Source organism: Bacillus tequilensis (assembly GCF_012225885.1).
GTDB lineage: Bacteria > Bacillota > Bacilli > Bacillales > Bacillaceae > Bacillus > Bacillus tequilensis.
In genome coordinates this window covers 2730372-2755294 of the sequence record NZ_CP048852.1, presented here as the reverse complement: position 1 = coordinate 2755294, position 24923 = coordinate 2730372, and the positions used below count along the sequence as shown (strand labels likewise).

Annotated in this window: 22 protein-coding genes and 1 pseudogene; 17 read left to right on the top strand and 6 right to left on the bottom strand. The window is 47.0% G+C overall.

All coding sequences use genetic code 11. The features are described from left to right. The first annotated feature begins 130 nt into the window (after positions 1-130). The 3 genes and pseudogenes from cstA (at position 131) to G4P54_RS14670 (ending at position 2341) form a co-directional block, all read left to right on the top strand. Complete coding sequence (gene cstA, locus G4P54_RS14680) at positions 131-1927, top strand: carbon starvation protein CstA (RefSeq protein ID WP_167873053.1); 1797 nt, start codon at positions 131-133, stop codon at positions 1925-1927. Next, a pseudogene (locus G4P54_RS14675) lies at positions 1870-2031 on the top strand (hypothetical protein); the annotation flags it as partial. The gene cstA and the pseudogene G4P54_RS14675, both read left to right, overlap by 58 nt. Next, the gene (locus tag G4P54_RS14670; protein ID WP_167873052.1) at positions 1961-2341 is read left to right on the top strand and encodes a VOC family protein; all 381 of its coding nucleotides are present in this window, start codon (positions 1961-1963) and stop codon (positions 2339-2341) included. The pseudogene G4P54_RS14675 and the gene G4P54_RS14670, both read left to right, overlap by 71 nt. Before the next feature lie 38 nt (positions 2342-2379). Here the strand turns inward: G4P54_RS14670 and G4P54_RS14665 are convergent, their stop codons facing one another. The 4 genes from G4P54_RS14665 to sspI form a co-directional block, all read right to left on the bottom strand. Further along, positions 2380-3714 carry a (Fe-S)-binding protein gene (locus G4P54_RS14665; protein ID WP_167873051.1) on the bottom strand — a complete coding sequence of 445 codons (1335 nt, stop codon included), beginning with the start codon at positions 3712-3714 and terminating at the stop codon, positions 2380-2382. Next, a complete protein-coding gene (gene glcD, locus G4P54_RS14660) occupies positions 3711-5123 on the bottom strand; it encodes a glycolate oxidase subunit GlcD (RefSeq protein ID WP_167873050.1) in 1413 nt (470 codons plus the stop codon). Before glcD ends, G4P54_RS14665 begins: the two co-directional genes overlap by 4 nt. Positions 5124-5225: 102 nt before the next feature. Then, complete coding sequence (locus tag G4P54_RS14655) at positions 5226-6332, bottom strand: CdaR family transcriptional regulator (protein ID WP_167873049.1); 1107 nt, start codon at positions 6330-6332, stop codon at positions 5226-5228. A gap of 68 nt (positions 6333-6400) precedes the next feature. Further along, positions 6401-6616 carry a small acid-soluble spore protein SspI gene (sspI, locus tag G4P54_RS14650; RefSeq protein WP_024714796.1) on the bottom strand — a complete coding sequence of 72 codons (216 nt, stop codon included), beginning with the start codon at positions 6614-6616 and terminating at the stop codon, positions 6401-6403. Positions 6617-6734: 118 nt separating this feature from the next. Between sspI and G4P54_RS14645 the strand changes: the two genes are divergently transcribed. Further along, complete coding sequence (locus G4P54_RS14645) at positions 6735-7481, top strand: TrmH family RNA methyltransferase (RefSeq protein ID WP_167873048.1); 747 nt, start codon at positions 6735-6737, stop codon at positions 7479-7481. A gap of 66 nt (positions 7482-7547) precedes the next feature. Here the strand turns inward: G4P54_RS14645 and G4P54_RS14640 are convergent, their stop codons facing one another. Then, positions 7548-7754 (bottom strand): hypothetical protein, encoded by a 207-nt coding sequence (locus G4P54_RS14640; RefSeq protein ID WP_081719849.1) that lies wholly within the window; start codon positions 7752-7754, stop codon positions 7548-7550. An 82-nt stretch (positions 7755-7836) separates the two neighbouring features. Here G4P54_RS14640 and pheS point away from each other — a divergent pair, with 82 nt between their 5' ends. Further along, on the top strand, positions 7837-8871 hold the full coding sequence (gene pheS, locus G4P54_RS14635; protein ID WP_024714798.1) for a phenylalanine--tRNA ligase subunit alpha: 1035 nt from the start codon (positions 7837-7839) through the stop codon (positions 8869-8871). A 15-nt stretch (positions 8872-8886) separates the two neighbouring features. Beyond that, positions 8887-11301 (top strand): phenylalanine--tRNA ligase subunit beta, encoded by a 2415-nt coding sequence (pheT, locus tag G4P54_RS14630; protein WP_167873047.1) that lies wholly within the window; start codon positions 8887-8889, stop codon positions 11299-11301. Between the two features lie 35 nt (positions 11302-11336). On the opposite strand, the gene rnhC is transcribed toward pheT, so the two are convergent. Next, positions 11337-12278, bottom strand: coding sequence for a ribonuclease HIII (gene rnhC, locus G4P54_RS14625; RefSeq protein ID WP_167873046.1), 942 nt, complete (start codon positions 12276-12278; stop codon positions 11337-11339). Between the two features lie 133 nt (positions 12279-12411). Here rnhC and zapA point away from each other — a divergent pair, with 133 nt between their 5' ends. From zapA to abfB, 11 genes are all read left to right on the top strand, one after another. After that, on the top strand, positions 12412-12669 hold the full coding sequence (gene zapA / locus G4P54_RS14620; RefSeq protein WP_024714801.1) for a cell division protein ZapA: 258 nt from the start codon (positions 12412-12414) through the stop codon (positions 12667-12669). A 6-nt stretch (positions 12670-12675) separates the two neighbouring features. Next, entirely contained in the window at positions 12676-13209 is a 534-nt protein-coding gene (locus G4P54_RS14615) for a CvpA family protein (protein ID WP_167873045.1), read from the top strand. Positions 13210-13281: 72 nt separating this feature from the next. Next, positions 13282-14994: a DNA polymerase/3'-5' exonuclease PolX gene (gene polX, locus G4P54_RS14610; RefSeq protein WP_167873044.1), complete on the top strand. Its 1713-nt coding sequence runs from the start codon at positions 13282-13284 to the stop codon at positions 14992-14994. 20 nt (positions 14995-15014) lie between these two features. Next, positions 15015-17372 carry an endonuclease MutS2 gene (locus tag G4P54_RS14605; protein WP_167873043.1) on the top strand — a complete coding sequence of 786 codons (2358 nt, stop codon included), beginning with the start codon at positions 15015-15017 and terminating at the stop codon, positions 17370-17372. 14 nt (positions 17373-17386) lie between these two features. Then, positions 17387-17791 carry a DUF350 domain-containing protein gene (locus G4P54_RS14600; RefSeq protein WP_003237674.1) on the top strand — a complete coding sequence of 135 codons (405 nt, stop codon included), beginning with the start codon at positions 17387-17389 and terminating at the stop codon, positions 17789-17791. Between the two features lie 188 nt (positions 17792-17979). Further along, the gene (gene lcfA / locus G4P54_RS14595) at positions 17980-19662 is read left to right on the top strand and encodes a long-chain-fatty-acid--CoA ligase LcfA (RefSeq protein WP_167873042.1); all 1683 of its coding nucleotides are present in this window, start codon (positions 17980-17982) and stop codon (positions 19660-19662) included. A gap of 117 nt (positions 19663-19779) precedes the next feature. After that, positions 19780-20364, top strand: a complete 585-nt coding sequence (fadR, locus tag G4P54_RS14590) for a fatty acid metabolism transcriptional regulator FadR (protein ID WP_167873041.1) — start codon at positions 19780-19782, stop codon at positions 20362-20364. A 14-nt stretch (positions 20365-20378) separates the two neighbouring features. Continuing rightward, positions 20379-21155 (top strand): enoyl-CoA hydratase, encoded by a 777-nt coding sequence (locus G4P54_RS14585; RefSeq protein WP_024714807.1) that lies wholly within the window; start codon positions 20379-20381, stop codon positions 21153-21155. A 14-nt stretch (positions 21156-21169) separates the two neighbouring features. Beyond that, on the top strand, positions 21170-21943 hold the full coding sequence (etfB, locus tag G4P54_RS14580) for an electron transfer flavoprotein subunit beta (RefSeq protein ID WP_167873040.1): 774 nt from the start codon (positions 21170-21172) through the stop codon (positions 21941-21943). Positions 21944-21978: 35 nt separating this feature from the next. Continuing rightward, positions 21979-22956, top strand: a complete 978-nt coding sequence (gene etfA / locus G4P54_RS14575) for an electron transfer flavoprotein subunit alpha (RefSeq protein ID WP_167873039.1) — start codon at positions 21979-21981, stop codon at positions 22954-22956. Between the two features lie 215 nt (positions 22957-23171). Next, on the top strand, positions 23172-24659 hold the full coding sequence (gene abfB, locus G4P54_RS14570) for an alpha-L-arabinofuranosidase AbfB (protein WP_167873038.1): 1488 nt from the start codon (positions 23172-23174) through the stop codon (positions 24657-24659). Positions 24660-24923 lie beyond the last annotated feature (264 nt).

The window sequence follows — 24923 nt, the reverse complement described above, 5'->3', positions numbered from 1 at the left end:
TCTTCGGCATGTTTTTTAATTACCTCAAGCCGGCCCATTCCAGCCGGCTTTTTTGTATAGGGAAAAATGACCGCTTTTCAAGATGAAATTGTGATATATTTATGAAAACAGCAAAGGGGGATGGGATAAAATGAATGCGGTTACAATTGTGATAGCGTCAATGTGTATTTTGGCTATCGCCTATCGTTTATACGGAACATTTATGATGGTGAAGGTTCTTAAAGTAACTGATGACAAGCCGACGCCTGCTCACGTGCTTGAGGATGGAAAAGACTATGTGCCTACAAATAAATGGGTTTCGTTCGGCCATCATTTTGCAGCCATCGCAGCGGCCGGGCCGCTGGTCGGGCCCATTCTGGCTGCGCAGTTCGGCTATTTGCCGGGGTTGTTATGGCTGTTAATCGGGGCGGTGATAGGGGGAGCCGTCCATGATATTGTTGTGCTGTTTGCATCGATGCGAAAAAACGGCAAGTCGCTGTCGGAAGTGGCGAAGGATGAGCTCGGCCCTGTTGCCGGCTTTTGCACGGGACTTTCCATGCTGTTTATTATCACGATTACGATGGCGGGTCTCTCGATGGTCGTGCTGCATGCGCTTGAACGCAATCCATGGGGAACATTTGCAGTAGGGATTACGATTCCGATTGCGATGGGTGTGGGCTTATTTTATAAGAAAACGGGTAATTTAAAACTCGCGTCAACGATCGGCTTTCTCTTTTTAATGGCAGGCGTCTTTAGCGGCCCATGGGTGCAAACTACCGCACTTGGTGATTTTTTGACGCTGGATACGAAAACGCTTGCAATCGCGCTTCCTGTTTATGCGTTCTTTGCAGCGGCGCTACCCGTTTGGCTGCTTCTCGCACCTCGTGATTATTTAAGCAGCTTTATGAAAATCGGTGTTTTTATTGCTTTGATTGCCGGGGTGTTTGTCGTCAATCCGTCCATCCCGTTTCCTGCATTTACAGAATTCGTAAAAGGGGGCGGGCCGGTGCTGGCAGGACCTGTCTGGCCGTTCATTTCAATAACCATCGCCTGCGGTGCGATCTCGGGGTTTCATGCCTTTGTCGGTTCAGGCACGACGCCGAAAATGCTGAATAAATGGAGTGATATGAAGCCGGTTGCGTTTGGTGCGATGCTTGTCGAGTGTCTTGTCGGCATCATGGCGCTGATTGCGGCAACCGCCTTGCAGCCTGCTGATTACTTTGCAATTAACAGCACGCCTGAGGTTTTCCGTACACTTGGCATGAATGTCGTCCATCTGCCTGAATTGAGCAGGGAAATCGGCTTGGACTTAGAAGGAAGAACAGGAGGAGCCGTCACGCTTGCGGTGGGAATGACTTATATTTTTACCGGAATGCCGTTTTTCAGCCATTTGGCCTCATACTTTTTCCAATTTGTCATTATGTTTGAAGCCGTATTTATTTTAACAGCGATTGACGCCGGCACACGCGTTGCCCGTTATTTGATCCAGGATTTCTTCGGAGAGGTGTATAAACCGCTGAAGAAAACGGACTGGATTCCGGGCTCTGTATTTGCCAGCGCGCTTGCCTGCTTGATGTGGGGCTATTTGCTGTATTCAGGGGATATCGGTTCGATTTGGGCGCTGTTTGGCGTATCCAACCAGCTGATGGCTTCAGTTGGGCTGATTATCGGAGCGACCATCGTGCTGAAAATCGCCGATAAACGCAGATACATTCTGACCTGCCTTATCCCGCTTGCCTATTTATATGTCACTGTCAACTATGCGGGCTATTGGATGGTGCGCCATGTGTATCTCAATCCTGAAGCAGCAGGTTATAGTGTATTGAATGGCGTATTATCTATCATCATGCTGGTATTAGGCTTCATCATTATCGTGGCGGCCGTGAAAAAATGGGCGCAGATGTGGAAAGATCCGAATTTAAGGATGGAAGCATCTATACCGGGATAGAAAGGCTATTGAAAATGCTGAGGGGGCGTGGCGATGAATCTATCAATGAAATATCTGATTCTTTACGTATCGGACAGCAAGCGGGCTATTCATTTTTATCGGGATATGTTAGGACTGCCGATTCGTGCGGAACATGGCACATATGTCGAATTTGAAACAGGATCGACGATATTGGCGCTTAATACGCGGGAAAGCGCCAGAGACATCACAGCGCTGGACATTCCGGAAACATCTGCTTCAAACACATTTGAAATCGGCTTTGTCACTGAAAATGTAGAAGCTGTCATCAAAAGGATGAGAGAACAAGGCGTCTCGATTATCGGGGAGCCAAAAGTGAAGCCATGGGGCCAGACGGTCGCCTATATCGCAGATCCGGATGGACATTATATCGAAATTTGCAGTCCGATGGAATAATGCACAAAAGCCCAAAACAATGTCTGTTTTGGGCTTTCTCAAGTTGTTTTATGCCCGGCTGCTTCCAATAGCAAATCTGCCAGGTGAACGGCTCTGACTTTACCGTTTAGTCCTTCGCGTTCAATCCCGAGCTTCATCTGCAGCAGGCAGCCGGGATTTGCTGTTACTATGAGGATCGCTTCGGTTGCTTTGACGGCAGCCATTTTACTGTCCAGTATTTTCATAGACATCTCAGCTTCCACGATGTTATAAATTCCCGCTGATCCGCAGCAGCTGTCCGCTTTATCCATTTCTCTGAAATCGGCTCCCTTGATGCTTTGAAGGAGCTGGCGGGGCTCAAGCGACGTATGCATCACATTTCTTAGGTGGCATGAATCTTGATAGGTAATGACCTGAGGCGCCTTGAGCGCTAAGTCCATTTGCTGAAAATCGAGTTCAACCAATACGGACGAAAAATCCTTCAGCTTCTGAACAAAAGCGGCGGCCCGCTCGGACCACTCGGGATCATCCTTTAGCAAATGATCATATTCAGTGAGAAAGGCTCCGCATCCTCCCGCGTTTGTAATGACAGCATCCACGTCTAACGCTTCAAAAGCAGCGATATTTTGTTTCGCGAGCTCTTTGCCCGCGTTTTTTTCACCGCTGTGTCCATGCAGCGCCCCGCAGCAAACCTGTTCAGAAGGGATGACAATATCGCAGCCTGCCAGCTGCAAAAGCTTCAATGTGGCATTGTTGGTCGGTAAAAACATGGTATCCATTAAGCAGCCAGAAAAAAAGGCGACCCGTTTTTTTCTGGGGCCAATGGACGGCAGCAAACGCGGCCGATGTTTCATGTCTTTGCTTTTGGGAACATCGGGAAGAACAGCTTCCATCGTCCGCAAATGCTCAGGCAGGACGCGAAGCATACCGGTTTTACGAATAGCGGATTGCAGTCCTGAGCGCTGATACAAACCGATAAGGCTAACAGCTGAGCGCATGCGGTTTTGATGCGGAAACAGCTCGTGGAAAGCCGCCTTTCGCATGACGCGCGCCCCGATCGAGTGTTTTTTATTTTGGTGGATAATATCTCTCGCTTCCTCAAGGAGCTGTCCGTATTTCACGCCTGACGGGCATACGGGCTCACAGGCGCGGCAGCCGAGGCAAAGTGACAGCGAACGTTCGACGTCTTCATCCGGTTCAATCTGACCGTCTGTTACGGCTTTCATTAAGGCGATGCGCCCGCGCGGAGAGTGAGTTTCCTGAAAACCTGATTCAATATAGGTCGGACAGGAAGGAAGGCAGAAGCCGCAGCGCATACAATTCAACAGCTCGCCTTCATCCATGCGCTCTTTAAACCCATCTTGGATCTGTTTCATTTCTTTTTCTCTTGTCATCTTTCCGTCACCACACGTTTTCTCGCATCTTTCGCAAATACTTTGCCCGGATTTAATATGTTTCGGGGATCAAATGCAGCCTTCAACGCTTTCATCGCATCAATGCCTTCTTTTTTCAGCTTCATTTCCAAGTAAGGCGCTTTCATGGCCCCGACTCCGTGCTCTCCAGTTATCGTGCCGCCAAGTTCAATCGCTTTCTCAAAAATCTCGGCAAAAGCCTGTTCGACACGCTCCATTTCATCCTTATTTCTAATGTCTGTCGTGCATGTCGGGTGAAGGTTTCCGTCTCCCGCGTGGCCGAAGGTGCAGATGGAAATATCGTATTTAGCGGCAATATCATTAATGGCTTTTACCATATTGGCGATTTCTGAGCGAGGAACAGTGGCATCCTCTAAAATGGTTGTCGGCTTGAGGCGGGCGAGAGCAGAAAGTGCAGAACGCCGGGCTTCAGTCAGGGCAAACGCTTCCGCTTCTGTTTGTGCGGTCTGAACGGAGACGGCGTCGCCTTTTTTGCAAAGCGCCTCAATCTTTTCCATATCCCGTGCAACGGTTTCAAGCGGTCCGTCCTGCTCAATTAATAGAACCGCCTTTGCGTTTGTCGGAAGGCCGATTTTGGCATAATCCTCAATCACCAAAAGCGTGGGCTGGTCGAGAAATTCGAGCGTGGCGGGTATGATTTTAGCGGCAATGATGTCTGACACCGTTTGAGCAGCGGCGTCGATATTTTCATAAAGAGCAAGCAGCGTCTTCTTAGTTTCCGGCTTTGGAACAAGTTTGACGATGGCTTCTGTCACAATACCGAGTGTTCCTTCTGAGCCGACAAAAAGGCGTGTGAGATCGTATCCGGCCACATCTTTTGCGAGCTTTCCGCCGGTGCGGATGACGTCTCCGTTTGCGAGGACAACCTCCAGGCCCATGACATAGTCGCGGGTGACGCCATATTTTAAGCCGCGGAGCCCGCCGGAATTTTCATTGATGTTTCCGCCTATGGTTGATATTTTCATAGAACTCGGATCAGGCGGATAAAATAACCCTTTGCTTTCAACCGCACGGATCATATCCAGCGTAATGACGCCCGGCTGGACTGTCGCGGTCAAATTTTCTTCATCAATCTCAAGAATCCGGTTCATATGCTTAAAGAGAAGCACAAGCCCGCCTTCAGTCGGGCACGTGCCGCCGCACAGGTTTGTCCCTGATCCTCTTGGAACGATCGGAACTTGATGTTCGCTGCAAATCGTTAACACTCGCGATACTTCATCGGTATTCCGCGGTGCAATCACGGCATCAGGCATTGATTGAAACTGCGGTGTCGCATCATATGAATAGACGAGGCGGCCGGCATTGGAGTCATCAAAGTTTTCCGGTCCGACGATTTGGATCAGCTGTTCTTTTATATCTTTTGTGATCATTACACCCATCCCCCTGTCAAAAAACGCTTTCAATCTATTGTAAAAGAAAAAAAGCAAACTCTTCCATGGAGGAATACACAAAAAATGAAACTGTAAATCTCTCTATTTTGTGTTTTGATCTAAAAAATAGAGTGCGACATACATCGCGGCAATATCCTCTGTACGGCCAAAACGCAAACCTGTCAGCTGTTCAGCTTTAGACAGGCGATAACGCAATGTATTGATGTGAATATGCATGTCTGCTGCGGTTTGTTTCAAAGACAAATCGAGATGAAAAAAAGTCCGTATCGTATTCATAAGCTCTTGATGCTCTAGCGCCTCACGGAATACTCTTTGCGGAAATTCATTTCTGGTTCCCTGGCTGATCTCCTCCAGGCACATATCAAGCTTCAGGTCCTCCTCGAATATGGGCGTTTTTCGCTTAAGGCTGACAGCCAGCGCTTTTTCCGCTTGCTCGTATGAGTCTGCCAGGCTGGAGCCTGCGACAGCCCTCCCGGCGCCAGCGGCTACTAATCGGCTGTTCGTGGTATGAGCGATCGAACAAATGTGAGAGAGCTGCTGCAAAAGCCGATCTCTATGTTCATGCTTTGGCACTTCATGATTAATCAGAATCCGTTCATTTCCCCATCTGATGAACAAATCTGAAGGGTGCGCGGATTTCCAAATATGTGTCATTTGCTCGATATCATGAGGCGACCATTCATACCCTTGAATCAGAATCATTCGTCGCCGGGAGGAAAGGTCAATTCCAAGAAGCTGGGCTTTCTCAAGAAAACCGGGAGACCATTCTTTTAATTGCAGCCAATCGATCATAAAGGACTCCAGCATTCTCTCACGCCATTGAGACTGCTCCAAATGCCACGATTCCTTAATGAACAGCTCTGTCATTTTCCGAAGCAGTTCCCCGTAAGGCCGAATCTCAGCGGGCTCACCTGTCAGCCCGAAGACGGCGATCACATCACGGTCAGAAAAAACAGGAAGATTCAGCCCTGCCTTCACTCCTTTTAATCTCTTTTCATCTTCTTTTGTGATAATGACATTGCGTTTTTCATTTGCGCAGATGAGCGCTCCTTCATGAAATTGTCCGACCCGCTCATCATCTGTGCTTGCCATAATAAGACCGTCTGTGTTCACAATAATGACTTCGCGTTGGTACATTTTTTTGACTTCAGCAATGATTTTTTTCGCTAATAACGGCTGTAAAAACATGGCGATCCCCCTCATCATGCTTTTATTATATAAGAAAAAAACCGGGCGCTGTCACCCGGTTTCCTGTCTTACTGGACGGGTTTTAATCCGCCTTCAAGCGTTTTTAGCATTTCGTTTTTCTCACTATCAGACGCGTGCTGCCAAATGACTTCGAATAAAACGCCGAGTCCCGGAAGCATTTTTTCTTCACCGCTTTGAATTGCATCCACAATGGTATGCTCAAGCTGCTCCTGATTATTGCCGGTTACATTGCTAATGACGGCATGACGTAAATTAAGATCCATGTCAAACGCTCCTTTTTCTAAAATGTGATACGTATATTCTAGCCCTCCACCTGGTTTATTATGTGCCGTTCTTGCGATATAATAACAGCATGTTAAAAAAAGGAGAGCCACACAGACAGTGAAACAAATAGAATCTGCAAAAAACCAAAAAGTGAAGGATTGGAAAAAGCTTCACACAAAAAAAGAACGGATAAAAACGAATACATTCCTGATAGAGGGAGAACATCTTGTTGAAGAGGCGCTTAAGAGCCCGGGAATGGTGAAGGAAATCCTTGTAAAGGATGAAACGAAAATCCCGGGAGATCTTGATGTAAGCATCGAGTGCTGCGTGCTGAGTGAAGATGCGTTTTCAGCTGTTACAGAAACTGAAACGCCGCAGCAGATTGCCGCTGTGTGCCATATGCCTGAAGAAAAACTGGCGTCACCACGGCGGGTGCTGCTGATTGACGCTGTTCAAGACCCGGGAAACCTCGGCACAATGATTCGAACGGCAGATGCGGCCGGTTTAGATGCGGTTGTGCTCGGTGACGGCACAGCGGACGCTTATAACGGAAAAACGCTGCGATCCGCGCAAGGTTCTCACTTTCATATTCCCGTGGTGAGAAAAAACCTGCATACCTATGTGGATGAATTAAAAGCGGAGGGCGTAAAAGTGTACGGTACTGCGCTGCAAAACGGAGCACCTTACCGGGATATGTCTCAGGCTGAATCCTTTGCGCTCATTGTCGGAAATGAAGGCGCGGGGGTGGATGCTGGATTGCTGGAAAAAACGGATTTGAACTTGTATGTGCCGCTTTACGGACAGGCTGAATCACTGAACGTTGCGATTGCGGCCGCCATCCTCGTATACCACTTGCGAGGATAGTATTGCGTCAAGCAGTGGATTTCTCTATAATAGAACATAATATTTCAAAAACCGTGACAGAGGACCTCAATTTCTGATCAACTGCTTTCCAGGGAGAAAATGCCGCTGACTGAGAGCATTTTTAATGCAGCCGGAAATTGGTTTCACCTCTTGAGTTGTCACCGGGACCGCGCACCTTGCGCGTAAAGGTGAACCGGAATCTGATTCCGTTATGTCAATGAAGCTGACGACAGCATCAGTCTGTCTGAAATAAGGGTGGTACCGCGGCCACAACTCGTCCCTTGTATAAGGGGCGGGTTTTTTTTGTTTTCAAAAAGACATATGACGGTTTGTTTACATAAAAGGAGGATGCAAAATGGAAGAAAAGCTAAAACAGCTGGAACAAGAAGCTTTAGAACAAGTAGAAGCGGCAAGCTCACTAAAGGTTGTCAATGATATTCGGGTGCAGTATCTCGGTAAAAAAGGGCCGATTACAGAAGTGCTTCGCGGTATGGGCAAACTTTCTGCTGAGGAACGTCCGAAAATGGGCGCGCTCGCGAACGAGGTAAGAGAGCGTATCGCCAATGCGATTGCTGTCAAAAACGAAAAGCTTGAAGAAGAGGAAATGAAGCAGAAGCTTGCGGGACAGACAATCGACGTCACGCTGCCCGGGAACCCTGTCGCAGTCGGCAGCCGCCATCCGCTCACTGTTGTCATTGAAGAAATTGAAGATTTATTTATCGGCATGGGCTACACAGTTGAGGAAGGACCTGAAGTTGAAACGGATTACTACAATTTCGAATCGCTCAACCTGCCGAAAGAACACCCTGCGCGCGATATGCAGGACAGCTTTTACATCACAGAGGAGACTTTGATGAGAACGCAAACCTCTCCTGTGCAGACACGGACGATGGAAAAGCACAAAGGAAAAGGGCCGGTAAAAATCATTTGTCCGGGTAAAGTGTATCGCCGCGATAACGATGATGCGACGCACTCTCACCAATTTATGCAAATTGAAGGGCTTGTCGTAGACAAAAACATCAGCATGAGTGATTTAAAAGGAACGCTTGAACTCGTTGCGAAAAAAATGTTCGGGCAAGACCGTGAAATCAGACTCCGCCCAAGCTTCTTCCCGTTTACTGAGCCTTCAGTAGAAGTGGACGTGACATGCTTTAAATGCGGAGGAAACGGCTGCTCAGTATGTAAAGGAACAGGCTGGATCGAAATTCTCGGCGCCGGCATGGTTCACCCGAACGTACTTACAATGGCTGGCTTTGATCCGAAGGAATATCAAGGTTTCGCATTCGGAATGGGTGTTGAGCGCATCGCGATGCTGAAATACGGCATTGATGATATCCGCCACTTCTATACAAACGATGTCAGATTTATTTCGCAGTTTAAACAGGCGTAAGAGGAGGATGCTAGGATGTTTGTTTCTTATAAATGGTTAGAGGATTATGTTGATCTAAAAGGCATGGACCCGGCTGTTCTTGCTGAGAAAATTACAAGAGCCGGCATTGAGGTTGAAGGAATTGAATACAAAGGAGAAGGCATGAAAGGCGTTGTTATCGGACATGTGCTGGAACGTGAGCAGCATCCGAATGCTGATAAGCTGAATAAGTGCCTTGTGGATATCGGAGCGGAAGCCCCTGTGCAAATCATTTGCGGCGCGCCGAATGTGGATAAAGGACAAAAAGTCGCGGTGGCAACAGTCGGAGCGGTGCTGCCGGGCAATTTCAAAATCAAAAAAGCAAAGCTTCGCGGTGAAGAATCAAACGGCATGATCTGTTCTTTACAGGAGCTTGGCATTGAAAGCAAGCTTGTGGCAAAAGAGTATGCGGAAGGCATTTTCGTATTCCCGAATGACGCTGAAACAGGAAGCGATGCCTTAGCTGCTTTACAGCTTGACGATGCGATCCTTGAGCTTGGTTTAACGCCAAACCGCGCGGATGCCATGAACATGCTTGGTGTTGCTTACGAGGTTGCGGCGATTTTAGACACAGAGGTAAAACTTCCGCAAACGGATTATCCGGCTGCGTCTGAACAAGCATCTGACTACATCACTGTTAAAATTGAAGATCAGGAAGCAAACCCGCTGTATGCGGCAAAAATCATTAAAAATGTCACGATTGCGCCGTCACCGCTTTGGATGCAGACGAAGCTGATGAATGCAGGCATTCGCCCGCACAACAACGTCGTCGACATCACAAACTTTGTCCTATTGGAATACGGCCAGCCGCTTCACGCGTTTGATTATGACAAATTCGGCTCCAAAGAAGTCGTCGTAAGAAAAGCAGCTGAAAATGAAATGATCGTAACTCTTGATGATCAAGAACGTAAGCTGTCTGCCGATCACCTTGTCATTACAAACGGAACGAAAGCGCAAGCTGTTGCCGGTGTCATGGGAGGAGCAGAGTCAGAAGTTCAGGAAGATACGAAAACGATTTTGCTTGAGGCTGCGTACTTCAACGGACAGACAGTTCGTAAGGCTTCCAAAGACCTTGGCTTGAGAAGTGAATCAAGTGTAAGATTTGAAAAAGGCATTGACCCGGCACGTGTACGTCTTGCGGCAGAACGGGCTGCACAGCTGATCCATCTGTATGCCGGCGGTGAAGTGCTCACTGGAACAGTTGAAGAAGATCACCTGACAATCGAAGCGAATCACATTCACGTTTCTGCTGACAAAGTGAGCAGCGTTCTCGGCATGACAATCAGCAAAGAAGAACTGATCAGCATTTATAAGCGTCTCGGTTTTACGGTCGGTGAAGCGGCAGATCTTCTCGTAGTGACCGTTCCATCACGCCGCGGTGACATTACAATCGAAGAGGACTTAATAGAAGAAGCGGCAAGGCTGTACGGCTATGATAACATTCCGTCTACGCTTCCTGAGACAGCGGGAACAACAGGCGGGTTAACGCCATATCAGGCAAAACGCCGTAAAGTCAGACGCTTCCTAGAAGGTGCGGGCTTGTCACAAGCCATCACTTACTCACTGACAAATGAGAAAAAAGCGGCCGCGTTTGCGATTGAAAAATCACTTAATACCGTGCTTGCGCTTCCGATGAGTGAAGAAAGAAGCATTCTCAGACACAGTCTTGTTCCGAATCTGCTTGATTCTGTTTCTTACAACCTCGCGAGACAGACTGACTCAGTCGCACTGTATGAAGTCGGCTCCGTTTTCCTGACGAAGGAAGAGGACACAAAACCTGTTGAAACAGAGCGCGTGGCAGGAGCTGTTACAGGATTATGGCGCAAGCAGCTGTGGCAGGGTGAGAAAAAAACGGTTGATTTCTTTGTCGCCAAAGGAATTGTAGAAGGGCTGTTAGACAAACTAAACGTACTCGACAGCATTGAATTTGTTCAATCTGAACGCAAACAGCTGCACCCGGGCAGAACAGCGAACATTCTATTGAATGGTTCTCTTATCGGCTTCATCGGCCAAGTCCATCCTTCATTGGAAAAAGAACTCGATATAAAAGAGACATACGTGTTTGAACTTGATCTTCATACGTTGCTCGCAGCGGATACAGCGCCGCTTGTTTACACGGCGATTCCAAAATATCCGTCTGTGACACGTGATATCGCGCTTGTCACAGATAAATCCGTCACAAGCGGCCAGCTTGAGAGAGTCATTAAAGAGGCTGGGGGCAAGCTCCTGAAAGAAGTATCCGTCTTTGACGTATACGAAGGCGAGCATATGGAGGAAGGCAAAAAGTCAGTCGCTTTCTCACTCCAGTATGTCAACCCTGAACAAACACTGACTGAAGAAGAAGTGACAAAGGCGCACAGCAAAGTGCTGAAAGCGCTAGAAGACACATATCAGGCTGTTTTGAGAGGCTGATAAAAAAGCTTGCAGATTTCTCTGCAAGCTTTTTTCTATGAACGTTTTTTTTCAGCAAGGCGCAGCGCTTTCTGCGTATTGGCAAAATGGAATTTTGTAAAGGTTCTGAGAGCGGATGCCCCTTTTTTGAGGATCAGCTTGGCAGCCGCTTCGTCCACGTGCGGACCGGCTCCTTTCGGAAGTGTCATTCCTGCCTCGCGCGACAGTTTATCCATTTCCATTAAAAACGAATATCTCGCTATGATGGAAGCAGCGGCGACAGACAGGTGAATGCCTTCAGCCTTTGTGCTGAAATAGGTCCGCTCCTTCACAATGTCCCTGCCCTTTAAATGATTGAAGTAAATGCCTGGCTCAGCGAATTGGTCAATCAAAATGGCCTCAGGCTTTACTCCATCCATTTTTCTTAACAAATGGGTGATGGCTTGATTGTGCAGCAAAGCTTTCATTTTCCCTTGGCTCATGCCCTTTTCCTGCATGCTGTTGTACTTTTCGTTCTTTAACACCAGCAGGCTGTACGGAATGGTTTTGATCAGATTTCGGGCGATCTCAATGATTTGCGGATCCTTTAAGTCTTTAGAATCCTTCACACCGAGTTCCTTCATTAAAGGAAGCATCGTTTTGTCAACGTACGCGCATACAACTGTCATCGGTCCAAAGTAATCTCCGGTTCCAACCTCGTCAGAGCCGATAACAGACATTCCGGCGATACCTGCCGGAGGGGCATAGCGGGGATCAGCCGGCTTTTTGGCTGTTTTCTTCTTTTCTTGAGGCACTGCTGTTCCCCAGCGCGCGGATTCTGCCGCTGCGTTTTTTCCTTGAAACAAGACCTTGCCGGATTGATATGCTGTAATGGTACAGCCTGACGGTTTCGCTTGAAAAACAGCTCCCTGCGGAGCAGAGGCGGTAAGCGAACCACTGTAAGCCGTTTTCATTTGGTCGATAGCAGACAACGATACTTTTATCACAGAATGGGACACGTAATAATCTCCTTTTTTTACACTTTTCGCTTTATATACCAGTGTATCATAACAGCTGGAGGCTCGTCTTTCCATTCATTTAATAAACGTGTTATGATAAGAACTAGGATTCTCGCGGAATGGAGGAGAAACGTTGTCTGACGGCAAAAAAACAAAAACAACCGTTGACATTTACGGCCAGCACTTCACGATTATCGGTGAAGAAAGCAAAGCCCATATGAGGTATGTCGCCGGAATTGTTGATGATAAAATGAGAGAAATTAATGAAAAAAACCCATACCTTGATATAAATAAACTTGCAGTGCTGACAGCTGTAAATGTGGTACACGATTATGTCAAATTACAAGAGAAATATGAGAAACTGGAGCGTCAGCTTAAAGAAAAGGATTGAACAACTATGCTGGATATCATCATCATCATCTTGCTCCTGATGGGGACTTTACTGGGGTTAAAACGCGGTTTTATCCTGCAGTTTATCCGCTTGACGAGCTTTATTTTATCAATTGCCTTTGCGGCTTTATTCTATAAAAATGTGGCACCGCATGTAAAGTGGATTCCCGCGCCCGACTTTTCAGCGGGGCAGCCGGCCCTTTCTTTTTTTACGGGGAATTTAGAAGTTGCCTATTATAATGCGATTGCGTTTATCGTTTTATTTATTATCGCTAAAATCTTACTGAGAATCATCGGTTCATTTCTGAGTATTGTAGCCGGCATTCCTGTCATTAAACAAATCAATCAGGTGCTGGGCGCAGTTCTCGGTTTTCTGGAAGTCTATTTATTTACATTTGTGCTGCTGTATGTCGCATCCGTGCTTCCTGTAGATGCGTTGCAGCAAATGATGGGGCAATCGTCTCTCGCAAATGTAATCATTAACTATACACCGTATTTGTCAGGGCTTATAGAAGAGCTTTGGACACAGTACGGGGCATAAAAAACTTCTCTTGTGCAGAGAAGTTTTTTTCAAGTATGATGGAAACATATGTGAACGTCTGGGGGTTATGATATGCATAAAAAAGATATTATCCGGCTGCTTGAAACCATTGCAGTCTACATGGAGCTCAAAGGGGACAACCCTTTTAAAGTATCCGCCTTCCGAAAAGCAGCGGCAGCCCTGGAACAGGACGACCGCAGTTTATCAGAAATGGACGATATGATGTCGCTGTCCGGCATTGGAAAAGGAACGTACAGCGTGATTAAAGAGTATATAGATGAAGGAAAGTCAAGCACGCTCGAATCGCTGCAAAAAGAAGTGCCTGAAGGTCTCGTGCCTTTATTGAAGCTGCCGGGGCTCGGCGGCAAAAAAATCGCAAAGCTGTATAAAGAGCTGGGCGTACATGATGCAGAATCTCTGAAGGAAGCCTGTGAGCAGCAAAAAGTACAAGGTCTTGCGGGCTTTGGCAAAAAATCAGAAGAGAAAATATTACAGGCGCTCGGAGAAGCGGGAAAACAGCCTGACCGGTTCCCGATCGGCTACGCCCTCCGGATCGCCCGGGACATTGAAGAGCACCTTTCTCAATTCACGGATATCATCAAATTTTCCCGTGCCGGAAGCCTTCGCAGAGCACGGGAAACAGTGAAGGACTTGGATTATATCATTGCCACAGATCATCCGGCTGAAGTAAGAGAACAGCTTCTTGCGCTTCCAAATATCAAAAGCGTAATCGCGAGCGGAGATACGAAGGTATCTGTCATCCTTTCCTTTGAATATGAAACAAGCGTCGATTTCCGTCTTGTGACGGAAGAGCAGTTTCCGACAACGCTTCATCATTTTACGGGATCAAAGGATCACAATATTAAGATGCGCCAAATCGCGAAAGAACGCGGCGAGCGGATCAGTGAATACGGGGTCGAGACAGTTGAAACCGGAGACATCAAAACATTCCCGAGCGAACGTGAATTTTATGCGCACTTCGGACTGCCGCTGATTCCGCCGGAGCTCCGTGAAAGCGGGCAAGAAGTGGAAACCTACAGCGACAGCATTGAACTGATAGAGCCGGGACAAATCAAAGGCGATCTCCACATGCACTCAACGTGGAGCGATGGCGCGTTTTCGATCAGAGAGATGGCTGAAGCCTGCATGGAAAAAGGCTATCAATACATGGCCATCACCGATCACTCGCAATATTTAAAGGTCGCCAACGGGCTGACTGCTGAAAGACTCAAGCAGCAGGCAAAAGAAATTGACGCGCTGAATGCCGAGTTCGAGAATTTCCGGATCTTGAAAGGCGTCGAGATGGACATCCTGCCTGATGGCACACTCGATTATGATGACGACGTGCTCGCTGAAATGGATATCGTGATTGCATCGATTCATTCCAGCTTTAATCAGCCGGAACACGTCATTATGAAACGGCTTGAAACGGCACTGACCAGCAAGCATGTTGATATTATCGCACATCCGACCGGTCGCCTGATCGGCAGACGGGCCGGTTACGAAATCGATATTGATAAGCTGATTGAGCTTGCGAAGAAAACAAATACGGCGCTTGAACTCAACGCCAACCCTGCGCGCCTCGATCTGCGCACAGAACATGTAATGAAAGCAAACGAACAAGGGGTTACATTGGTGATCAATACCGATGCCCATAATATTGAAATGTTAGACGATATGAAAACCGGTGTTACTGCCGCGCGCAAAGGATGGACGGAGATGAAAAACGTCCTGAATGCCCGGTCGCTTGAAGACGTAGAGGCATTCCTCAAGCGCAACGATTAAGTAAGGAGGCTCACACAATCGTGCAGCAAAAAGTATTATCAGCTCTTGAATTTCATAAAGTGAAAGAACAGGTTATTAAGCACGCCGCTTCATCGCTCGGAAAAGAAATGCTTCTCGAGCTTAAGCCTTCTGTTTCTATAGATGAAATTAAAAAACAGCTGGATGAAGTAGACGAAGCTTCTGCTATTATCCGACTGAGAGGCCAGGCGCCATTTGGCGGCCTTACGGATATTAGAGGAGCGTTAAGGCGGGCGGAAATCGGCAGTGTTCTCAGTCCCTCAGAATTCACTGAAATCTCAGGCCTGCTTTATGCAGTCAAACAAATGAAACATTTTATCAGCCAAATGGCAGAAGACGGTGTCGACATTCCCCTGATTCATCAGCGTTCGGAACAGCTTATCACGCTGACCGATTTAGAGCGGGACATTAATGCCTGCATTGATGATCACGGAGAAGTGCTTGATCATGCGTCGGAAACGTTAAGAGGAATCCGCACACAGCTCAGAACACTCGAATCGAGAATCAGAGACCGGTTAGAGTCAATGCTGCGCTCCTCCTCTGCTTCAAAAATGCTGTCTGATACGATCGTTACGATTCGGAATGACCGCTTTGTGATTCCGGTCAAACAAGAGTACAGATCAAGCTACGGAGGAATTGTGCACGACACTTCTTCCTCAGGTGCAACACTGTTCATAGAACCGCAGGCAATTGTAGATATGAACAACTCGCTTCAGCAGGCGAAAGTGAAAGAAAAACAAGAAATTGAACGGATTTTACGCATGCTGACAGAGAAAACGGCAGAGCACACAGAGGAGCTATTTCAAGATTTGCACGTACTGCAGACGCTTGACTTTATTTTTGCAAAAGCTAGATACGCCAAAGCAGTCAAAGCAACAAAACCGATCATGAACGACATCGGCTTTGTCCGTTTGAAAAAAGCCCGCCACCCATTGCTTCCGCCTGATCAGGTGGTTGCCAATGACATCGAGCTTGGCGGCGATTTTTCAACCATAGTCATTACAGGGCCAAACACCGGGGGGAAAACAGTCACCCTTAAAACGTTAGGACTGTTAACCTTGATGGCACAAGCAGGCCTCCATATTCCTGCAGACGAAGGGTCAGAAGCAGCGGTATTTGAGCATGTGTTCGCTGATATCGGCGATGAACAGTCGATTGAGCAAAGCTTAAGTACGTTTTCATCCCATATGGTGAACATTGTCGGCATTTTAGAACAGGTCAATGAAAACAGCCTTGTGCTTTTCGATGAGCTGGGCGCAGGGACAGACCCGCAGGAGGGGGCGGCCCTCGCCATGAGCATTTTGGATGACGTGCACCGCACCAATGCAAGAGTGTTAGCTACGACGCATTATCCTGAATTAAAGGCATACGGCTATAACAGAGAAGGCGTTATGAATGCCAGCGTCGAATTTGACATCGAAACACTGTCGCCGACCTATAAACTTTTAATTGGTGTACCGGGACGAAGCAACGCCTTCGAAATTTCAAAACGCCTTGGGCTCCCTGACCATATCATCGGGCAGGCGAAGTCAGAAATGACGGCAGAGCATAACGAAGTCGATACGATGATCGCGTCGCTGGAACAAAGCAAAAAACGTGCGGAAGAAGAGCTTTCTGAGACAGAATCAATCAGAAAAGAAGCAGAAAAGCTGCATAAAGAGCTCCAGCAGCAAATCATTGAGCTTAACAGCAAAAAAGACAAAATGCTTGAAGAGGCAGAACAGCAGGCTGCTGAAAAAGTAAAAGCGGCAACGAAAGAAGCCGAGGACATTATTCATGAATTGCGATCCATAAAAGAAGAGCACAAATCCTTTAAGGACCACGAGCTGATCAACGCGAAGAAACGGTTAGAAGGCGCAATGCCGGCTTTTGAAAAGTCCAAGAAACCGGAAAAACCGAAAACGCAAAAACGCGAGCTGAAGCCAGGTGATGAGGTGAAAGTTCTCACCTTCGGGCAGAAAGGAACGCTGCTCGAAAAAACCGGCGGCAATGAATGGAATGTTCAGATCGGCATTTTAAAAATGAAAGTCAAAGAAAAAGATTTGGAGTTTATGAAATCAGCTCCGGAACCAAAAAAAGAAAAAATCATTACGGCGGTCAAGGGAAAGGACTACCATGTATCGCTTGAACTTGACCTTCGCGGCGAACGCTATGAAAATGCCCTAAGCCGTGTTGAAAAATACTTGGATGATGCAGTGTTAGCCGGATATCCAAGAGTGTCAATCATCCACGGAAAAGGAACCGGCGCTTTACGAAAAGGCGTACAGGATCTTCTGAAAAACCACCGCAGCGTCAAAAGCTCCCGTTTCGGTGAAGCGGGCGAGGGAGGATCAGGCGTTACGGTTGTTGAACTAAAATAAAAGGGAGTATGACCATGAGTGATTTTTGGGAAAACGAGCTTGTGGAAATCGCGGCATACTACAGTGTCGCGGTTCTCTGCCTCGTCCTCTTTTTGACAGTGTTTGAGCTGGTGACGGCATATAAAAACTGGGAAGAGATTCAAAAAGGAAATCTTGCGGTGGCAATGGCGACCGGCGGAAAAATTTTAGGAATCGCAAACGTATTTCAGCATTCCATCTCCCAGCACAATTCTCTGCTGCAAATGATTGGCTGGGGCGTTTATGGGTTTGTCATGCTTCTGATCAGCTACTTTATTTTTGAGTTTTTGACTCCGCGGTTTAAAATTGATCAGGAAATCGAGAATGATAACCGGGCTGTCGGCTTTATTTCATTTGTCATTTCTGTCGGGCTTTCATTTGTGGTGGCAGCCGGAATATAAGGGGACGGAGAATAGATGGAAAAGCTTGCAAAAGTTCTGCTCGCCGCGGCGGGAATCTTTTTGTTAATTGGTCTTATATATCTGTTCGTATCATGAGAAAAAGAAAGATTTACCTTTCTTTTTCTTTTTTTTGCCGTCTATCTGCTATAATGATAGGGTGAAACTCTAAAATCGAAAGGGGAGGTTTTATGCAGTCTCAAAAACCGTGGCTTGCCGAGTATCCCGACGATATCCCGCATGAGCTTCCGTTGCCGAACAAAACCCTGCACTCCATCCTGACAGACTCCGCCGCACGATTCCCTGACAAAACCGCAATATCTTTTTATGGAAAAAAACTCACCTTTCATGACATTCTGACGGACGCTCTTAAACTCGCAGCTTTTTTGCAATCTAATGGCCTGCAAAAAGGAGACAGAGTGGCTGTTATGCTGCCCAATTGCCCGCAATCGGTCATTTCTTATTATGGCGTCTTGTTTGCCGGCGGCATCGTGGTGCAGACGAATCCGCTTTATACCGAGCGTGAGCTAGAATACCAGCTGAGAGATGCCGAGGCTAGCGTGATCATCACTTTAGATTTGCTTTTCCCGAAAGCAATAAAAATGAAAACGTTATCAATTGTTGATCAGGTTTTGATAACCAGTGTAAAAGACTATTTGCCTTTTCCGAAGAATATTCTCTACCCGCTGACGCAAAAACAAAACGTGCACATTGATTTTGAAAAAAAAGATCATATCCATACGTTCGCCTCCAGCATCAAGCAGGAAAAAATAGAACTGCTGACAATCCCGAAGATCGATTCTGAACATGATATTGCTGTTCTCCAGTATACCGGAGGAACGACAGGGGACCCAAAAGGAGTGATGCTCACGCACCAAAATATTTTAGCGAATACTGAAATGTGCGCCGCTTGGATGTACGATGTGAAGGAAGGCGCTGAAAAGGTGCTGGGGATCGTCCCGTTTTTTCATGTCTACGGACTGACGGCAGTGATGAATTATTCGATTAAACTAGGCTTCGAAATGATTCTTCTTCCTAAGTTTGATCCGCTCGAAACGCTCAAAATCATCGACAAACAAAAACCGACGCTCTTTCCGGGCGCACCAACAATATATATCGGCCTTTTGCATCATCCCGAACTGCAGCATTATGATCTGTCATCCATTAAAAGCTGTCTGAGCGGATCAGCCGCGCTGCCTGTGGAGGTAAAGCAGAAATTTGAAAAGGTGACCGGCGGAAAGCTTGTGGAAGGCTACGGCTTGTCTGAGGCATCTCCAGTGACACACGCCAATTTTATCTGGGGGAAAAACAAGCCGGGCAGTATCGGCTGTCCTTGGCCGGGTACTGACGCAGCGATTTATTCTGAAGAGACGGGTGAGCTTGCCGCCCCGTATGAGCATGGAGAAATCATTGTAAAAGGTCCGCAAGTCATGAAAGGGTATTGGAACAAACCGGAGGAAACCGCCGCTGTACTGAGAGAAGGCTGGCTGTTCACTGGAGATATGGGCTATATGGACAAAGAGGGATTTTTCTATATTGCCGACAGAAAGAAGGACATCATCATCGCCGGCGGCTATAATATTTACCCGCGTGAAGTAGAAGAGGTGCTTTATGAGCATGAAGCCGTTCAGGAAATTGTCGTTGCAGGTGTGCCCGATCCCTACAGAGGAGAAACAGTAAAAGCATTTATCGTGTTAAAGAAAGATGCAAAAGCCGATGCAGAGGAACTGGACGCTTTTGCGAGATCCCGCCTTGCTCCCTATAAAGTGCCGAAAGCCTATGAGTTCAGAAAAGAGCTGCCGAAAACGGCGGTCGGGAAAATTTTAAGAAGGCGTTTACTTGAAGAAAAAGCTGAAAATCACCCTATCAAATAACAAATGGCATAAGAAAAAGAGAACACTTGTGAATAAACTTGACAAAGCCGAAAATCCTTTTTATTATGAAAATATGAATGAATAGTCATTCATTTCTATGGGAAGGAACGATGAACATTGAAGCAAAAACGGCCAAAGTATATGCAGATTATTGATGCAGCAGTAGAAGTCATTGCGGAAAACGGCTACCACCAGTCACAGGTATCCAAAATCGCCAAACAAGCCGGAGTGGCGGACGGCACCATCTATCTTTATTTTAAGAACAAAGAAGACATCTTAATTTCTCTTTTTAAAGAAAAAATGGGTCAATTTATTGAGCGGATGGAAGAGGACATAAAAGAAAAGACAACAGCGAAAGAGAAACTAGCACTCGTGATTTCAAAGCATTTTTCCCTTTTAGCAGATGATCATAACCTTGCGATTGTCACTCAGCTTGAACTCCGCCAGTCAAATTTGGAGCTGCGCCAGAAAATCAATGAAGTATTAAAAGGCTATATGAATATTTTGGATAATATTTTGACAGAAGGCATACAATCAGGCGAATTAAAAGAAGGCCTTGATGTCCGCCTCGCCCGGCAGATGATTTTCGGCACGATTGATGAAACCGTGACAACTTGGGTGATGAATGACCAAAAGTACGATCTCGCTGCCTTGTCAGACAGCGTTTTAGAATTGTTGGTGTCCGGAATTCACAATAAGTAAAGGGGTTCTGTCCTATGAATGCAATATCTCTGGCAGTTGATCAATTTGTGGCAGTCTTGACGATTCACAATCCGCCGGCAAATGCGCTTTCCAGCCGGATATTAGAAGAGCTGTCCGCCTGTCTTGATCAATGTGAGACAGATGCAGGCGTACGAAGCATGATCATTCACGGTGAGGGAAGATTTTTCTCAGCCGGCGCTGATATTAAAGAATTTACTTCCCTTAAAGGCAATGAGGATTCCTCACTGCTGGCTGAGCGAGGCCAGCAGCTGATGGAAAGAATAGAAGGCTTCCCAAAACCGATTATCGCGGCGATACATGGTGCTGCTCTTGGCGGCGGATTGGAGCTTGCGATGGCTTGTCATATCAGAATCGCGGCAGAAGACGCCAAGCTGGGGCTCCCGGAGCTTAACCTCGGTATTATACCGGGTTTTGCGGGGACACAGCGTCTGCCAAGATATATCGGTACAGCCAAAGCGCTAGAGCTCATTGGCTCTGGAGAACCGATATCCGGAAAAGAAGCGCTTGATCTCGGACTTGTGTCCATTGGAGCAAAGGATGAAGCAGAAGTGCTTGAAAAAGCAAAAGCACTTGCCGCTAAGTTTGCGGAAAAAAGCCCGCAAACGCTGGCATCTCTGCTTGAGCTTCTTTATTCCAACAAGGTGTATTCCTATGAAGGCAGCTTAAAGCTTGAAGCAAAACGGTTTGGAGAAGCATTTGAGTCAGAGGACGCCAAAGAAGGCATCCAGGCATTTCTCGAAAAAAGAAAGCCTCAGTTCAAAGGCGAATAAAAGGGGATATGATCATGAATCTATTTGTACTGATGAAACGGACGTTTGACACAGAAGAAAAAATCGTCATTGAAGCAGGAAAGATTCAGGATGATGGAGCGGAATGGGTCATTAATCCATACGACGAGTACGCGATAGAAGAAGCCATCCAGCTGAAGGAAAAGCACGGCGGAACGATCACTGCCGTCACTGCCGGCGGCGAAGAAGCGGAGAAGGAATTGCGTACGGCGCTTGCCATGGGATGTGACCAAGCCGTTTTAATCAACATAGAAGATGATCTCGAAGAACCCGACCAATATTCCATTTCTCAAGTGTTATACCACTACATGAAGGATCAGGAGTTTGATTTGATTCTCGGCGGAAATGTAGCCATCGACGGAGGATCAGGACAAGTGGCCCCTCGGCTTGCCGAGCTTCTGGACATTCCGTGCATCACAACGATCACAAAACTCGAAATCAACGGCACTGATGCGGAAGCGGAAAGGGACGTCGAAGGGGATGTTGAAAAAATCAAAACGACACTCCCATTGCTTGTCACGGCTCAGCAGGGCTTGAACGAACCGCGCTATCCATCTCTTCCGGGAATTATGAAGGCCAAGAAAAAACCGCTTGAAGAGCTTGAGCTTGATGATCTCGGCCTTGACGAAGAGGATGCTGAGCCAAAGCTGAAAACTATTGAACGTTTTCTGCCGCCGAAAAAAGAGGCAGGGAAGCTTCTCAAAGGCGAACCTGCCGAACAGGCAAAAGAGCTCGTCTCATTGCTCCGCAGCGAAGCTAAAGTTATTTAAAGCTTGGACATTCAAAGAAACAGGGGGATGTTAGAATGGGAAAAAAAGTGATCGTACTCGGAGAAGTTCGCGACGGAGAATTGCGGAATGTCACCTTTGAAGCAATAGCTGCGGGAAGAACCATTTCAGACGATGGAGAAGTCGTCGGCGTTCTGATCGGAGAAAACGTACAAAACACCGCACAGGAGCTTATCCATTACGGAGCCGATAAAGTTCTCACAGCCGAGGATCCGAAGCTGAAAGCATACACCGCAGACGGATACAGCCAGGTTATGAGGGCCATTATTAACCAAGAAAAACCTGATTCGGTCATATGCGGGCACACGGCAATGGGCAAGGATCTTTCACCGAAGCTTGCCGCCCGGCTGCAAACAGGTTTAATTTCTGATGTTACCGATGTAAGCGTTACTGGAGAAAATGTCGTATTTACAAGACCGATTTACTCGGGAAAAGCGTTTGAACGTGTCATTTCAACCGATCCGATGATTTTTGCAACGATTCGCCCCAATAATATTCAGGCTTCAGAAAAAGATGCCGGCAGGTCGGGAAGTATCGAAAGCGTTGATGTTTCTCTTACTGACCTCCGCACCGTTGTTCAGGAGGTCGTGAAAAAAACAGCGGACGGCGTTGATCTCTCTGAAGCAAAAATTATCGTTGCGGGCGGCCGCGGAGTCAAAAGCAAGGAAGGATTTCAGCCGCTGCAGGAGCTTGCCGAGGTGCTGGGAGCCGCAGTCGGAGCTTCCCGCGGGGCGTGCGACGCCGACTATTGCGATTACGCTCTCCAAATCGGCCAGACCGGAAAAGTCGTCACCCCAGATTTGTACATTGCCTGCGGCATATCCGGCGCTATCCAGCATTTGGCCGGCATGTCAAACAGTAAGGTGATTGTCGCTATCAATAAAGATCCCGAAGCAGATATCTTTAAAATAGCGGATTACGGAATTGTAGGCGATTTATTTGAAGTCGTTCCGTTATTAAGTGAGGAATTCAAGCAATTAAATATACACTCATAGAGAAAACCCCGGACTGCTGAAGTTCGGGGTTTTTGTATGTGGAGATACATACGTACAAGTATAAAGTTCATGCAGGAAACGTCGTTGACATGTACGAACATATATAATAAAGTTTCTTTAAAAGCGCTTACATTCATGCTGACTCCTCAGGCAAAAGACAGATCGTAAATTTGACTGTGGTGCTTTTCATATCCGTATGAAAGGAATGGTCAGGCATGTCTGAACATCAAGCAGTAATCCAGACAGATATTGTAAAAGGAACCATTAACAAAAATATATACGGTCACTTTGCAGAGCATTTAGGAAGAGGGATTTATGAGGGCATCTGGGTTGGCGCGGATTCACACATTCCCAACATAAACGGCATACGAAAGGACGTGCTGGAAGCGCTCAAACAGCTGCATGTCCCCGTCCTCAGGTGGCCGGGCGGGTGCTTTGCGGACGAATACCATTGGGCAAACGGTGTCGGAGACCGTAAGACGATGCTTAACACACACTGGGGCGGAACCATTGAATCAAATGAATTCGGAACGCATGAATTTATGATGTTTTGCGAGCTGCTCGAATGCGAGCCGTACATTTGCGGCAATGTCGGAAGCGGAACCGTTCAGGAAATGGCGGAATGGATCGAGTATATGACCTTTAAAGAAGGCACGCCAATGTCAGACTGGAGAAAACAAAATGGAAGAGAGGAGCCCTGGAAGCTGAAATATTTCGGCGTGGGCAATGAAAACTGGGGGTGCGGCGGCAATATGCACCCTGAATACTACGCAGATTTGTACCGGCGTTTTCAAACCTATGTCCGCAATTACAGCGAAAATGACATATATAAAATTGCAGGCGGCGCAAATGTGGATGACTTTCATTGGACAGATGTGCTTATGAAAAAAGCCGCTGGCCTGATGGACGGATTGAGCCTTCATTATTACACGATTCCGGGTGATTTCTGGAAAGGCAAAGGATCAGCCACAGAGTTCACGGAGGATGAGTGGTTCATTACGATGAAAAAAGCCAAATATATCGATGAATTAATTCAAAAGCACGGCACCATTATGGACCGATACGATCCGGAGCAGCGGATCGGGCTGATTATTGATGAGTGGGGCACGTGGTTTGATCCTGAGCCAGGCACGAACCCCGGTTTCCTATATCAGCAAAATACCATTCGTGATGCGCTGGTGGCGGCTTCTCATTTCCACATCTTCCACAAGCATTGCCGCCGGGTGCAAATGACAAATATCGCCCAAACGGTCAACGTTCTTCAAGCGATGATTTTGACTGAGGGAGAGCGGATGCTTTTGACACCGACATACCATGTATTTGATATGTTTAAGGTACACCAGGACGCTTCACTTTTAGAGACTGAAACAACGTCTGCTGACTACGAATGGAAAGGGGAAACGCTGCCGCAAATCAGCATTTCGGCATCGAAACATCCAGAAGGCGATATCAACATCACGATCTGCAACATCGATCATCAAAACAAAGCGGAGGCTGAAATCGAGCTGAGAGGCCTTCACAAGATAACGGACCAATCTGGCGTCATACTCACGGCAGAAAAAATGAATGCGCATAACACGTTTGACGATCCTCATCACGTCAAACCGGAACCTTTCAGCCGATATACGCTTCAAAAAAACAAACTGAAAGTAAAGCTGCCGCCCATGTCGGTTGTTTTACTCACAGTGCGGGCGGATTCTTAATCGCGCGGGCGCCGGAGCTTCATGCCGGTGCTCTTTTTCATGTTTTAAAACAGCTCCGGGAGGGCATGGTAAAGGTAAATGACAGTGAAGAGGAGATGTTATCCTATGCTTCGTACCATTCTGATGATCATCGGGGCTATTGTAGTGATCGGGGCCATAATCAGATTTGTGTTTTAATAACGCTTACATATCCCATTCAATCCTAATAAACATGAGTAAACCGATTGTGACCAGGAAAAAATAATTTGTAAGCATTAAAATAGC